The organism is Micromonospora sp. CNZ285 (genome assembly GCF_004637285.1).
In genome coordinates this window covers 1,805,051-1,817,470 of sequence record NZ_SPQD01000001.1, presented here as the reverse complement: position 1 = coordinate 1,817,470, position 12,420 = coordinate 1,805,051, and the positions used below count along the sequence as shown (strand labels likewise).

Sequence of the window (12,420 nt, the reverse complement as noted above, 5' to 3'; positions counted from 1 at the left end):
CCGGTCCATGAGCGTGAGTCCGACTCAGCGTGCCCTCGACCCGGATCAGGTCCGCCGCTACCTCGCCGCCTCGCTCGGACCCGGCGCCGAGGTGGCCGGCTGCGGCCCGCTGACCGGTGGCGGCTTCGCCGCCGTGTGGTGGGTACGCCTCACCGACGGCCGGGACGTGGTGCTCAAGGTCGGTCCGCCGCCGCACCTGCCGCTGCTGCGCTACGAGCGGGACATGATCGGCGCGGAGGCGCACTACCTGCGCCTGGTGGCCGACCGCGCACCGGGGGTGCCGACGCCGGCGCTGCTGCACCACGGCACCGACCCCGAGCTGGGCGACTGGCTGCTCATGGCGCGGCTACCGGGTCGTACCCTCTGGGATCTGAGCCGGGCCGGCGCGGACGTCGGGCCGCTGCGCGCCGAGTTCGGCCGCGCGCTCGCCGCGCTGCACGGCGTCACCGGCGAGCGGTACGGCTACGACGGCGACCGGGCCTCCGGGGCGACGTGGCGGGACGCGTACACGGCGATGGTGGACGACATGCTCGCCGACGCCGAGGACTGGGCGGTGCCGCTGCCGGTACCCGCGTCCCGGATCCGGGAGCTGGTGGCGCGGCACGCGGCGGTGCTCGACGCGGTACGCCGTCCGGCGCTGCTGCACTTCGACGGCTGGGCCGGCAACGTGCTGGCAGTGGACGGGCCGGACGGCACGCCCCGGCTCACGGGCCTGGTCGACGGCGAGCGGTACCTGTGGGGCGATCCGCTGATGGACCTCGTGTCGCCGCTGCTGTTCCGGCGCGCCGAGGACGAGCCGGACGACCCGCTGGTACGCGCCTACCGGGCGGCGGCGCCGTTCCCGCTCGACGCCGGGGCACGGCGGCGGCTCGGGCTGTACCGGCTGTATCTCTACCTGCTGATGACCGTCGAGATGCCCAGCCGGAACATCACCGCCGACAACGACCCGGGCCGGGTGGAACTGCTGGCGAAGCTGCTCGGCGCGGAACTGGCCGACCTGGCGGACTGAGCGTCACCGGGTCGCGGTGGCGAAGACGACGATGTTGTCCGGGTAGCTGCCGGTCCGCGGGTCGAACCGCCCGCCGCACGTGATCAACCGCAGCCGCGCAGCCGCGTCGCCGCCGTAGACCCGTGCGGTGGGGAAGCGCTCCTTCGGGTACGCCCCGACGCCGTCCACAGTGAACGTCGCGGTCCGCCCGTCGGCGCGCAGCACCCGGATGGTGTCGCCGCCGCGTAGCCGCCCGAGGTCGAAGAAGACCGCCGGGCCGTGCTGCGAGTCGACGTGCCCGACGAGCACCGCGTTGCCGGCCTGGCCGGGGGCGGGACCGGGGTGGTACCAGCCGGTGACCTCCGGGCGTTCCAGCGGTGGCACCTCGAGCGCGCCGTCCGCGTCGGTGGCGACCGGGACGATCTCGGCGTCGACGCCGATGCGCGGGATGGTGACCCGCACCGGCGTGGCGCGGGGCAGCGCGGGGCCTGCCGTACCCGGTCGTTCGGTGGCGGGCGCGGCGGAGGCGCCGGGCTGCGGTGGTGACGCCGACGTGGTGCCGAGCCCGGCCGAGACCAGGCCGGCGCCCGCGGCGGCGGCGACCGTGACGGCGGTGACCACGGCGACGGTGCGCAGCCGCGACCGGCCGCCGTGCGGTGACGAGGCCAGCATCCCACCTCCGTCCGACAGGGACGCGGCGCCCGCGCCGGAGCATCCGGCGCGGGCGGACCGCTCGGCGAGCCGGTCAGGCGGCGGCGTCCGCGCGGCGCCGGCGGATGACCGCGTACGCGCCTCCGGCGAGCGCCCCGGCGGCCAGCACGCCACCGGCGATCAGCACTCCGGTGTCGCCGTCGCGTCCGCCGCCACCGGCCTGCGCGCCGCCGATCGGGGTGACGGTGAACGTGGCGCTGCCGCCGTCGCTGCCGTCGCCGCACGTGGTGGCGACGGTGTACGTGCCGAGCGTGAACCCGGCGGTGAACAGTTCGGCGCTCAGGCCGCCGCCCGCGGCCGCAGTGGTGGACCGGACGTTCTGGTCCCGGTCCGGGCCGGTGACCCGGAAGATCGCGTCACCGGCGTTCGGGTTGCACGTGGTGGTCAGCACGACGGTGCCGCCGACCGGGGTGGTGGCGGGTGAGACTCTGGTGTCCGCCAGCGCGGCGGCCGGGAGCAGCAGTGCGCCGAGGCCCACGCCGAACGCCGCCGATCCGAGAAATGACTGTGCCTTCATCCGCGTCTTCCCTCACTTTTCGTCCGCTGTAGGCGTGGGACGTCGTTCGGGTGGCCAACTCCGTGACGAGCACCGGTGTGGCCAACACTAGGAGGGTTGCGGCGGTCACTGGGGGTAATTGAGAAATCTTCGTTGCCGTCCGGTGTGCTCCCTGCCGCCGCGAGACGGCGGACATGCCGGGCCAGGCCGGACGGCGAATCGTCCCGGCTCGGTACGTCTGGGTCCGCTGTCCGGTTCGGCGCCTACCGGACCGGCGGCTCCGGCCGGACCAGTCCGGTGTCGTACGCGAGCACCACCGCCTGGATCCGGTCGCGCAGGCCCAGCTTGGTGAGGATCGCCGAGACGTGGGTCTTCACGGTGGCGGTGCTCAGGTGCAGCCGGGCGGCGATCTCCGCATTGGACAGTGCCCGCGCGGTGAGCGTCAGCACCTCCCGCTCCCGGGCGGTCAGCGCGGCGAGCGCGTCGCCGGTGGGCGCGGGCGCGGGCAGCCGGTCGGCGTACCGGTCCAGCAGCCGCCGGGTCACAGTGGGCGCGAGCAGGGCCTCGCCCCGGGCCACCACGCGTACCGCCTCGGCGAGGTCGGCCGGGCGGGTGTCCTTGAGCAGGAACGCGCTCGCCCCGGCGCGCAGCGCGGCGTAGACGTGCTCGTCCAGGTCGAACGTGGTCAGCATGACCACCCGGGCCGGGTTGCCGGCGGCCACCAGGTCCCGGGTGGCGGCGATGCCGTCGCGCCGGGGCATCCGGACGTCCATCAGCACCACGTCCGGCCTCGTCCGCGTCGCCACCGCGACCGCCTCGACGCCGTCGGCGGCCTCGCCGACCACGCTCAGGTCGGGCCGCGCGTCGAGGACGGTGCGCAGCCCGGCGCGGATCAGCTCCTGGTCGTCGGCGACCACCACCCGCACGGTCACCGGCCCGCTCCGACCGGCAGTCGTGCGTGGACCCGGAACCCGCCGGCCGGCAGCGGGCCGGCGTCGAGCGTGCCGCCGAGCAGCCGGGCCCGCTCCCGCATGCCGACGATGCCGCGCCCGGTGGGCGTACCGGGCCGGCGGGCGGGCGCCGGGCCGTCGTTGACGACCTCCAGCCGCAGTACGCCGTCGCGGTAGTGGACGTCCACGTCGGCGCGGGTGGCGTGCCCGTGGCGGAGCGCGTTCGTCAGTGACTCCTGCACGATCCGGTACGCCGAGAGCTGCACCCCGCCGGGTAGCGCCTCGCCGTCGCCCTCCCGGCGCAGCGTCACCGGCAGGCCGACCGCCCGTACCGCGTCGGCGAGCGCGTCGAGCTGCGCCAGACCCGGCTGTGGCCCGCCCTGACCGGACCCGTCGTCGACGGCGAGCGCGTGCAGCATGGACCGTAGTTCGGTCAGCGCCGACCGGGCCGCCGTGTCGATCGCGGCGAGCGCGGCGCGGGCCTGCGCCGGGTGCTCGTCGAACACGTCCTCGGCGGCGGCTGCCTGGACGGCGATGACCGCGACGTGGTGCGCCACCACGTCGTGCAGTTCCCGGGAGATGCGTTCCCGCTCGGCCGCCAGCACCTGCCATTCCCACGCGCAGCGCCGTTGCGCCTGGCCCCGCTGCAGCTCGCCGAGCGTCCAGCTCAGGGCCAGCGCGGTCACCGCCAGCAGCAGGTCCCGCCAGCCGCCGGTGACCAGCTTCCACGGTGTGGGCGCCAGCAGCAGCCCGAGCGCGACGAGCGAGTACCGGGGCGGGCGCAGCCGGGCCACGTACGCCATCGGCACCGCGACCAGGCCGAGCCAGCCGAGCTGCGGGCAGAGTGCCTCCAGGCCGACGCCTGCCAGCGCGGCGACGGCGAGGGCGTACCCCGGGTGGCGGCGGATCCACAGCAGACAGCTCGCCTGCGCCACGGCGAGGCCGACCGCGACGGCGGTCGCGCCGGGCGTGTCCGGGCCGGCGTCGGAGGCCAGCAGCGCGAGCAGGCACACGGCGACGCTCACGGTGGCGATGCCGCCGTCGAGCAGCAGCAGGAACCGGGACCGGGACGCGCACCTCATGTCCGGATGCTAGGCCGCCGGTCCACCGCTTCTCATCGGTCGCCAGACGGAGATCCGCGCGGTGGTCGTTCCGGCGACGGAGCCGGGAACCGCTCCGCGGCCCGATCCGCGCGGCGGCCCCCCGGACCTAGCGTTTCCGGCAGTCGTCCCGATGTGGAGGAGTCACCGATGGAGACCACGATCCCGACCGTCGCCGCCCGCCCGAACCGCCGCCGGGACCGCCTGCTCACGGTGTTCGCGGCGACCGCCGCCGCGCTGCTGGGCTGGGTGGTCGCGGTACCGGTCGCGGGGGTGGAGCTGATCGCGCGCAGCGGCTCCACCGACCAGCGGGTGACGCCGCCGGCCGTGGTGGTGAGCACGCTGCTCGCCGGGCTGGCCGGCTGGGCGCTGCTGGCCCTGCTGGAGCGGCTCACCGCCCGCGCCCGGACGGCGTGGACGGTGGTCGCGGGCCTGGTGCTGCTGGTGTCCCTGCTCGGGCCGCTGGGCGGGGGCGTGGGGAGTGCGGCGACGCTGACGCTGGTGGCGTTGCACCTGGTCGCGGGCACGGTGCTGATCACCGGCCTGCGCCGGACCGCCGCCCGCTGAGGGCGCGGCGATCCGCTGACGGGTCCGGACCGCCGCGACGGGGGCAGGCGGCCCGGACCCGTCAGAACTAGCCTCCTAGGATGCCCTACACGATGTGACCCCCGAGATTCCTCCGCCACCGATGTCGAGAACGGACGGCCTGCTTCGTCCCCGGAGTGAACGCGGCCAGAATGGGTCGCACCCTCCACGAGGAGACACTCATGAAGTACCTGCTCCTGAAGCACTACCGCGGCGGCCCGACCCCGGTGTCCGACATGCCGATGATCGACAAGTGGACGCCGGAGGAGATCTCCGCACACGTGCACTACATGCAGGAGTTCGCGGCCCGGCTCCAGGAGAGCGGCGAGTACGTCGACGGCCAGGCGCTCGCCCCGGAAGGCACGTTCGTCCGCTACGACGGCGAGGGACGCCCGCCGGTCACCGACGGCCCGTTCGCCGAGACGAAGGATCTCATCGCCGGCTGGATGGTGATCGACGTGGACAGCTACGAGCGCGCGCTCGAACTGGCCGCCGAGCTGTCGGCCGCGCCGGGGCAGGGCGGCAAGCCGATCCACGAGTGGCTGGAGCTGCGCCCGTTCCTGACCGCGCCGCCGACCATCACCGAGTGATCCGTCCGATGGACGAGGTCGCGCTCCGCAGCCTCATCCCGGGCGTGCTCGGTGTCCTCGTCCGCCGCGGAGCCGACTTCGCGGCGGCCGAGGACGCCGTGCAGGACGCGCTGATCGAGGCGCTGCGCGCCTGGCCGGACGACCCGCCCCGCGATCCGCGCGGCTGGCTGGTGACGGTGGCGTGGCGGCGGTTCCTGGACGTGGTCCGCGCCGACGCCGCCCGGCGCCGGCGTGAGGACCTCGTGGACGAGGAGCCGCCGCCCGGGCCGGTGCCGGCGGTGGACGACACGCTGCGGCTCTACTTCCTCTGCGCCCATCCGTCGCTGAGCCCGTCGTCGGCCGTCGCGTTGACGCTGCGCGCCGTCGGCGGGCTCACCACCCGGCAGATCGCGCAGGCGTACCTGGTGCCGGAGGCCACCATGGCGCAGCGGATCAGCCGGGCCAAGCGCACCGTGTCCGGCGTCCGGTTCGACCAGCCCGGTGACGTCGCCACCGTGCTGCGGGTGCTGTACCTGGTGTTCAACGAGGGCTACTCCGGCGACGTGGACCTGGCGGCCGAGGCGATCCGGCTCACCCGGCAGCTCGCCGCCGCCATCGACCACCCGGAGGTGGCCGGGCTGCTCGCACTCATGCTGCTGCACCACGCCCGCCGGGCCGGACGGACCGCGCCGGACGGCAGCCTGGTGCCGCTGGCCGAGCAGGACCGCAGCCGGTGGGACACCACGCTGATCGCCGAGGGCGTCGGCATCCTCCAGACCGCCCTGTCCCGCGACCGGCTGGGCGAGTTCCAGGCCCAGGCCGCGATCGCGGCGCTGCACGCCGACGCGCCCACCGCCGCCGAGACCGACTGGGTGCAGATCGTCGAGTGGTACGACGAACTGGTGCGCCTGACCGGCAGCCCGATCGCCCGGCTCAACCGGGCGGTGGCGGTCGGCGAGGCGGACGGCCCGCGCGCCGGGCTGGCGGCGCTCGCGGCGCTCGACGACACCTTGCCCCGGTACACGGCGGTGGCCGCGTACCTGCACGAACGCGACGGCGACCCGGACCGGGCGGCGCGGCTGTACGCGGAGGCGGCCCGCCGGGCGTCCAGCCTGGCCGAACGCGACCACCTGAACCGGCAGGCGGCCCGCCTCAACAGCCGCCGTCCGGCGCGGGCCGACGGATGAGCGGGACCCGGTCGCGGCTGCTGGCCCGGCTCGCCGACGACCTCGCCGCCCGCCGTCCGCCGCACCCGCTGCGGGTCGCCGTCGACGGCCCTGACGCGGCCGGCAAGACCCGTGTGGCCGACGACCTGGCCGAGGTGCTGGGGGAGCGGCGGCCGGTGCTCCGGGTGAGCGTCGACGGATTCCACCGGCCCGCCGCGGTCCGCCGGGCGCGCGGTCCGCTGTCGCCCGAGGGCTACTACCGGGACGCGTTCGACCACGAGACGCTGCGCCGGGCACTGATCCGCGACCTGGACGTGTTCGGCTCGGCCGAGGAGGTGCGCCGCCGCTACCGGGCGCGCTACCTGCCGGGGCAGGAGCGGTACCGGGCCGAGGCGAGCCCGGCGCGGCACGCGGACGTGGTGCTCGACGTGGCGGACCCGCGAGCGCCGGTGGTGCTCGCCTGGCGGCGGTAAAACCGGTCGGCAGGCTCCGTCGCCGCTGGTAGGTTGCCTCGCCGTGACGGGGGAACGGCTCGGCGGGCGCTTCGCCCGACTGTGGACGGCGAGCACGCTGTCCGCGCTGGGTAGTGGGACGGCGACGGTGGCCGCGCCGCTGTACGTGGCTTCGATCACCGACGATCCGCTGGTGGTGTCGGCCGGGGCGGCGGTGTCGTGGCTGCCGTGGCTGCTGTTCGCGCTACCCGGTGGCGTGCTCGCGGACCGGGTGGATCGGCGGCGGCTGATGGTGCTCATCGACTGGGTACGCGTCGGCGCACTCGCGGTCCTCGCCGCGGCGATGCTGGCCGACCGGGCCGGGATCGCGCTGCTCTACGCGGTGCTGTTCGTGGTGAACACCGGCGAGGTGGTGTTCCGGACCGCCGCGCAGGCGGTGCTGCCGGCGGTGGTGCCGCGCTCCCTGCTGGAACGCGCGAACGGCTGGCTGGGCGGCGGCACCCAGGTGATGCAGAACATGATCGCCGGCCCGCTCGGCGGGTTCCTGTTCGTGCTGGCGGCGTCGCTGCCGTTCGTCCTCAACGCCGGCACGTACGCGCTGAGCGCCGTGCTGGTCGGACTTCTCGCCGGGACGTACCGCGGCGGGCCGGCGCCGGACGAGCGGCGCTCCGTGCGGGCGGAGGTCGCGGAGGGGTTCCGCTGGCTGTGGCGGCAACGGCTGCTGCGCACCATGACCGTGCTGATCGGCCTGCTCAACGTCACGCTCACCGCGGCCGTGGCGGTGCTGGTGCTGCTCGCCACCGAGCGGCTGGGTCTGGGCTCGGTCGGCTACGGCGCGTTGTTCACCTGCATGGCGCTCGGCGGCGTCCTCGGCTCGCTGGTGGGGGACCGGCTGATCGCCGCGATCACACCCACCTGGACGGTGCGGACCGGGCTGCTGATCGAGGCGGGGCTGCACCTGGCGCTCGCCGCGTCCCGCAGCGCGGCCGTGGTCGGGTTCGCGCTGTTCGCGTTCGGGGCGCACAGCGCGTTGTGGAACATCGTGGCGAACTCGCTGCGGCAGCGGCTCACCCCGCCCGCGTTGATGGGCCGGGTCGGCAGCACCACGTTGTTCGTCGCGGCGGGCGGCAACTGCGTCGGCGCGCTGCTCGGCGGCGTGGTGGCGGCCCGGTTCGGCATCACCGCGCCGTACTGGGTGGGTTTCGTGGTGGCGGTCGCGGTGATCGCCGCGACGTGGCGGGTCTTCGACCGGGCGACGGTGGCCGCCGCCTACGCCGACCCGGCCCCGCAGGAGCCCGCGCCGGTGGCCTGAGCGCGGGTCGGCCGGTGGCCGCCTCCGCCGATGTGGCAGCGTGGCCGGATGCACGCTTCCTTCCCGGTCGACGTCGACCTCGCGCTGGTCGGCGGCGGCGGCGCCGCGTCCCTGGTCCTGGCCGCGCTGGACCGCCACGACGTGACCGGGCTGCGGGTCGCGGTGGTCGACCCGGTGCACAAGCGCGGCCAGGACCGCACCTGGGCGTTCTGGGGCCTGCCCGGCGACGACCTCGACCCGCTGCTGAGCGCGAGCTGGTCGCGGGTCGACGTGGTCACGCCGGCCGGCCGCCGCGTCCTCACGCTCGACCCCCTGCGGTACGCCATGCTCCGCTCCGCCCCGGTCTACGACCGGGCTGCCGCGGCCGAGCGGCGGCTGGACGCGGTCCGGATCAGCGTCCCGGCGGGGGAGCTGCACGACGACGGTGAGCGGGTCACGGTCCGCGACCCGGACGGCCGGGATCTGGTGCGGGCCGGGTGGGTGCTCGACTCGCGGCCCCGGCGGCCGAAGCGGCCGGGTCGGACCAGCTGGTTGCAGCACTTCCGCGGCTGGTGGCTGTCCGCCGACCGGCCCACGTTCGACAGGCAGCGGGCGGTGCTGATGGACTTCCGCACGCCGCAACCGCAGCGCGGCGTCTCCTTCGGGTACGTGCTGCCCGTCGACGACCGGTTCGCGCTCGTCGAGTACACCGAGTTCGGTCCGGCCCTGCTCGACGACGCGGGCTACGACGCGGCGCTGCGCGGGTACGCCGACCTGCTCGGCCTGGACCTGACCGCGCTGCGGGTGCGGGAGGTCGAGGACGGCGTGATCCCGATGACCGACGGCCCGTTCGAGTCCCGCCCGAGCCCTCGGGTGGTGCGGCTGGGTACCGCGGGTGGGGCGACCCGTCCGTCCACCGGATTCACGTTCTCCGCGATGCTGCGCCAGGCCGACCAGGTGGCAGGGGCGCTCGCCGCCGGCCGTCCGCCGGTGCCGGCGCCCGCGTACCCGGGCCGGCACCTGTGGATGGACGCGGTGGCGCTGCGCGCGCTGGACCGGGGGCACGTCGGCGGCGTGGAGTTCTTCGAGCGGCTGTTCGACCGCAACCCGCCGGAGCGGGTGCTGCGGTTCCTCGACGGCGTGACCAGCCCGGCCGAGGACCTGGCGGTGATGCGGTCCAGCCCGCTGCTGCCGATGACCGGCGCGGTGCTCGGCGACGCGGCCGGCCGGCTGCGCGCCCGCCTGCGCCGCTAGCGCGGCTGCGTTCCCGGCGCGGCCTGGGCGAGGTCGGCGCCCGCCTGCCGGCTCGGCGCTACCGGTGGCCGGTCGCCTCGGCGACGCGGTCGCGCACCAGCGTCCGCAGTTGCTCCATCGGGTCGCCGTCGCCCGCGCCGAGCCGGTTGCGCACCGCCGCCACCGTCAACCCCAGGTCCGGGTACGCGAACGCGAGGCTCCCGCCGCTACCGGCGGTGCCGAACGATCCGTCGTCCTCGACCGCGTACCCGAGCCCGAACGTGCTCTCCTGCCCGAACACCCACTCCTGCGCGCGTACCGCCGGGGCGGACACCTCGCGCATCCGCTCGGCGGAGATCAGCCGGACCCCGTCGACCGGGCCGAGCAGCGCCGCGTACATCCGGGCCACCGCGCGGGCGCTCATCGTGCCGACGGACGGTACGTCGGCGCGCAGCACGTCGGGGCGGGAGCCGATGACGGTGTCCGGCCGTACGGCGGGCGGGGCGACCGCGTCGAAGTGCGGCAGGTTCGCCCCGGCCCAGGTCATCAGCGCGGACAGGCCGGCGTCCTCCAGCCGGGCCAGGCGGGGCAGGTCCGCCTCCGGTACGCCGAGGAACAGTTCCCGCTCCACGCCGAGCGGCCCGGCCACCTCCTCGGCGAGCACACGCGACACCGGGGCGCCGGTGACCCGCCGCACCACCTCGCCGAGCAGCCAGCCCCACGTCCAGGCGTGGTACGCCAGCCGCTCGCCAGGTGCCCACAGCGGCCGCGCGTCGGCCAGCAGCTCGCACATGCGCGTCCAGTCGGTGAAGTCCTCCGGCGTCACGTCGGCGGCCAGCGCGGGCAGGCCGGCGGTGTGGGTTAGCACGTGCCGTAGCGTGATGCCGTCCTTGCCGTGCCGGGCGAACTCCGGCCACACCGCGGCAAGCGGCAGGTCGTAGTCGAGCCGTCCCCGCTCGGCCAGCACGTGCACCACTGTGGCGGTGATTCCCTTGCCGGTGGAGACCGCGTGCACGGGCGTGTTGCCCGTCATCGGCCGGCCGGTGGTGGTGTCGGCGAGCCCGGCCTGCTCGGTGAGGATCGCGACCCCGTCCAGGTACGCGGCCACCTGCACACCCGTCTCCCGGCCGGAGGAGACCAGCTCGTCGATCGTCGCCCGTACCTCGGCCCGCAGGCCGTCCCACCGCGTGTCCACGATCCCGCAGCGTGCCAGACCGCCGCATCGGCGTCGTCTGCTTTTCGTGGGGACCCGCTATCGGTCGGCGGTGCTCTACCGGGCGGCCGGCGTCGGCATGCCGCCGGTGGTGCCCTGGAAGGGCAGCGGGATGGAGCCGCCGGTGAGCAGCCGGGCGCGCAGCGCGGCGATCGTCTCCTCGCCGACGCCGAGCCGGCCGGTCACGTACCCGTGCACCGAACCGTGTGCGGCCCGCAGCTCGGCCAGCACCAGCCGGATGATCTCGGCCGGCGCCCGCCCGTACGCCGGCCAGCCAGGCGTCGCGCCGCCGTTGCGGTCCCGCCACTCGGCCACCAGCCGGTCGGTGGCGTGCTCGGTGAGCGCGAAGTCCTCGGCGATCTGGTCGTCGTCCACGCCGAGCAGGGACAGCACCAGCGCGGCGAGCAGCCCGGTGCGGTCCTTGCCGGATGCGCAGTGGAACACCAGCGGGTGCTCGCCGTCCGCGATCACCTCGATCGCCTGCCGCAGCTCGGCCACGCCGTCGCCGGCCACCTCGGCGTACCGGTCGGCCAGGTAGCGCCACGGGTCCACGCCGGGATCGATGTCGGCCTGCACGTACGGCCGGTGCTCGATGCTCAGGTTGTGCCAGGCGACGCCGAGGCTCTCCGGGGCCCGGCCTCGGTCGGCGATCTCCCACGGATACCGCAGGTCGATCACGGTGCGGACGCCGAGCGCGGCGAACCGTTCCAGATCGGCACCGGCGAGCTTGGCCAGCGAGTCGGAGCGGTAGAGGCGGCCCCGGGCGACGGTGCGGCCGTCGCCGGTCCGCCAGCCGCCGAGGTCACGGAAGTTGCAGAGCGTGGCGAAGCCCGGGGGAGTGGTCATACCGGCACGCTAGCCGGGCGCGGCGGGTCGGGTGGTCCCGCGTGCTCGCGTACCCGGTAGGTTGCCGGGCATGGCGGAGGCGGAGACCGGCCGGGTCGTGGAGATCTGGACCGACGGCGCGTGCAGCGGCAATCCCGGGCCCGGCGGCTGGGGCGCGGTGCTGCGCTGGGGCGGGCACGAGCGGGAACTGTGCGGCGGCGAGGCCACCCCGACCACGAACAACCGGATGGAGCTGACCGCCGCGATCCGGGCGCTGGAGAGCCTGACCCGCCCGGTCACGGTACGCCTGCACACCGACAGCACGTACGTGCGCAACGGCATCACCGGCTGGCTGAACGCGTGGAAGCGCAACGGCTGGCTGACCGCCGCGAAGCAGCCGGTGAAGAACGCCGACCTGTGGCAGGCACTGGAGGCGGCCTGCGCCAGGCACGACGTGACGTGGCTGTGGGTGAAGGGCCACAACGGGCACCCGGAGAACGAGCGCGCCGACGCGCTGGCGAACCGGGGCATGACCGAGGCGCGGGGCGCCGGCCCGGCCGCCACCCCGCGCGCACGTCAGCGCAGCGGCCGGCCCTCCTCGATCTCCTCCGGCTCCTCCGACGGGTCGCCGGTGCCGGAGACCGCATCGACGTCGTAACCGGCACGGCTGACCTCCCGTGCCGAGCGCCGGTCCTCGGCGGGCAGGTCGGCGAAGTCGTCACCGGTGTCGTCGGTGGTGTGCAGGGACTCGCCCGGCGGGCGCAGGGACGCCTCGTACGCGGTCGCGCCGTCGGGTTCGTCGCCGGCCGCGCGGCCGAAGGACTCTTCACTGGTCATGTCG

15 protein-coding genes are annotated in these 12,420 nt (G+C 75.5%); 8 read left to right on the top strand and 7 right to left on the bottom strand.

From position 1 onward, the window contains the following. Positions 1-7 precede the first annotated feature (7 nt). Complete coding sequence (locus CLT75_RS08395; RefSeq protein WP_135240267.1) at positions 8-1,009, top strand: aminoglycoside phosphotransferase family protein; 1,002 nt, start codon at positions 8-10, stop codon at positions 1,007-1,009. Positions 1,010-1,012: 3 nt separating this feature from the next. Here CLT75_RS08395 and CLT75_RS08390 read toward each other — a convergent pair whose 3' ends face one another. The 4 genes from CLT75_RS08390 to CLT75_RS08375 form a co-directional block, all read right to left on the bottom strand. Then, positions 1,013-1,660 carry a class F sortase gene (locus tag CLT75_RS08390; RefSeq protein ID WP_135240266.1) on the bottom strand — a complete coding sequence of 216 codons (648 nt, stop codon included), beginning with the start codon at positions 1,658-1,660 and terminating at the stop codon, positions 1,013-1,015. Between the two features lie 73 nt (positions 1,661-1,733). Beyond that, entirely contained in the window at positions 1,734-2,216 is a 483-nt protein-coding gene (locus CLT75_RS08385) for a hypothetical protein (RefSeq protein WP_013286444.1), read from the bottom strand. 242 nt (positions 2,217-2,458) lie between these two features. Further along, positions 2,459-3,127 carry a response regulator transcription factor gene (locus tag CLT75_RS08380; protein WP_135240265.1) on the bottom strand — a complete coding sequence of 223 codons (669 nt, stop codon included), beginning with the start codon at positions 3,125-3,127 and terminating at the stop codon, positions 2,459-2,461. Beyond that, positions 3,124-4,227 (bottom strand): histidine kinase, encoded by a 1,104-nt coding sequence (locus CLT75_RS08375; RefSeq protein WP_135240264.1) that lies wholly within the window; start codon positions 4,225-4,227, stop codon positions 3,124-3,126. Before CLT75_RS08375 ends, CLT75_RS08380 begins: the two co-directional genes overlap by 4 nt. A gap of 168 nt (positions 4,228-4,395) precedes the next feature. On the opposite strand from CLT75_RS08375, the gene CLT75_RS08370 reads away from it, so the two are divergent. From CLT75_RS08370 to CLT75_RS08345, 6 genes are all read left to right on the top strand, one after another. After that, entirely contained in the window at positions 4,396-4,812 is a 417-nt protein-coding gene (locus tag CLT75_RS08370) for a DUF6069 family protein (protein ID WP_135240263.1), read from the top strand. A 170-nt stretch (positions 4,813-4,982) separates the two neighbouring features. Continuing rightward, a complete protein-coding gene (locus CLT75_RS08365) occupies positions 4,983-5,420 on the top strand; it encodes a YciI family protein (RefSeq protein WP_135240262.1) in 438 nt (145 codons plus the stop codon). Between the two features lie 8 nt (positions 5,421-5,428). Continuing rightward, on the top strand, positions 5,429-6,586 hold the full coding sequence (locus tag CLT75_RS08360; RefSeq protein WP_135243947.1) for a DUF6596 domain-containing protein: 1,158 nt from the start codon (positions 5,429-5,431) through the stop codon (positions 6,584-6,586). After that, positions 6,583-7,038 (top strand): nucleoside/nucleotide kinase family protein, encoded by a 456-nt coding sequence (locus CLT75_RS08355; RefSeq protein ID WP_135240261.1) that lies wholly within the window; start codon positions 6,583-6,585, stop codon positions 7,036-7,038. Before CLT75_RS08360 ends, CLT75_RS08355 begins: the two co-directional genes overlap by 4 nt. 43 nt (positions 7,039-7,081) lie before the next feature. Continuing rightward, positions 7,082-8,329, top strand: coding sequence for an MFS transporter (locus tag CLT75_RS08350; protein ID WP_135240260.1), 1,248 nt, complete (start codon positions 7,082-7,084; stop codon positions 8,327-8,329). Positions 8,330-8,377: 48 nt separating this feature from the next. Further along, entirely contained in the window at positions 8,378-9,562 is a 1,185-nt protein-coding gene (locus CLT75_RS08345; RefSeq protein ID WP_209310295.1) for a lycopene cyclase family protein, read from the top strand. A gap of 58 nt (positions 9,563-9,620) precedes the next feature. Here the strand turns inward: CLT75_RS08345 and CLT75_RS08340 are convergent, their stop codons facing one another. Next, a complete protein-coding gene (locus CLT75_RS08340) occupies positions 9,621-10,736 on the bottom strand; it encodes a serine hydrolase domain-containing protein (RefSeq protein WP_209310294.1) in 1,116 nt (371 codons plus the stop codon). 75 nt (positions 10,737-10,811) lie between these two features. Next, positions 10,812-11,600: a tyrosine-protein phosphatase gene (locus CLT75_RS08335; RefSeq protein WP_135240257.1), complete on the bottom strand. Its 789-nt coding sequence runs from the start codon at positions 11,598-11,600 to the stop codon at positions 10,812-10,814. A 70-nt stretch (positions 11,601-11,670) separates the two neighbouring features. Here CLT75_RS08335 and rnhA point away from each other — a divergent pair, with 70 nt between their 5' ends. Further along, positions 11,671-12,237, top strand: coding sequence for a ribonuclease HI (gene rnhA, locus CLT75_RS08330; protein ID WP_135240256.1), 567 nt, complete (start codon positions 11,671-11,673; stop codon positions 12,235-12,237). Here the strand turns inward: rnhA and CLT75_RS08325 are convergent. Next, the gene (locus CLT75_RS08325; protein WP_013286433.1) at positions 12,156-12,416 is read right to left on the bottom strand and encodes a hypothetical protein; all 261 of its coding nucleotides are present in this window, start codon (positions 12,414-12,416) and stop codon (positions 12,156-12,158) included. The two genes, rnhA and CLT75_RS08325, sit on opposite strands and share 82 nt — an antisense overlap. Positions 12,417-12,420 lie beyond the last annotated feature (4 nt).

Excerpts from the sequence above, each read along its gene's own strand:
- CLT75_RS08355 (WP_135240261.1), top strand. The coding sequence starts at position 6,583 with ATGAGCGGGACCCGGTCGCGGCTGCTGGCCCGGCTCGCCGACGACCTC.
- CLT75_RS08360 (WP_135243947.1), top strand. The coding sequence starts at position 5,429 with ATGGACGAGGTCGCGCTCCGCAGCCTCATCCCGGGCGTGCTCGGTGTC.
- CLT75_RS08390 (WP_135240266.1), bottom strand. The coding sequence starts at position 1,660 with ATGCTGGCCTCGTCACCGCACGGCGGCCGGTCGCGGCTGCGCACCGTC.
- CLT75_RS08385 (WP_013286444.1), bottom strand. The coding sequence starts at position 2,216 with ATGAAGGCACAGTCATTTCTCGGATCGGCGGCGTTCGGCGTGGGCCTC.
- CLT75_RS08345 (WP_209310295.1), top strand. The coding sequence starts at position 8,378 with ATGCACGCTTCCTTCCCGGTCGACGTCGACCTCGCGCTGGTCGGCGGC.
- CLT75_RS08365 (WP_135240262.1), top strand. The coding sequence starts at position 4,983 with ATGGGTCGCACCCTCCACGAGGAGACACTCATGAAGTACCTGCTCCTG.
- CLT75_RS08325 (WP_013286433.1), bottom strand. The coding sequence starts at position 12,416 with ATGACCAGTGAAGAGTCCTTCGGCCGCGCGGCCGGCGACGAACCCGAC.
- CLT75_RS08395 (WP_135240267.1), top strand. The coding sequence starts at position 8 with ATGAGCGTGAGTCCGACTCAGCGTGCCCTCGACCCGGATCAGGTCCGC.
- rnhA (WP_135240256.1), top strand. The coding sequence starts at position 11,671 with ATGGCGGAGGCGGAGACCGGCCGGGTCGTGGAGATCTGGACCGACGGC.
- CLT75_RS08335 (WP_135240257.1), bottom strand. The coding sequence starts at position 11,600 with ATGACCACTCCCCCGGGCTTCGCCACGCTCTGCAACTTCCGTGACCTC.
- CLT75_RS08375 (WP_135240264.1), bottom strand. The coding sequence starts at position 4,227 with ATGAGGTGCGCGTCCCGGTCCCGGTTCCTGCTGCTGCTCGACGGCGGC.
- CLT75_RS08370 (WP_135240263.1), top strand. The coding sequence starts at position 4,396 with ATGGAGACCACGATCCCGACCGTCGCCGCCCGCCCGAACCGCCGCCGG.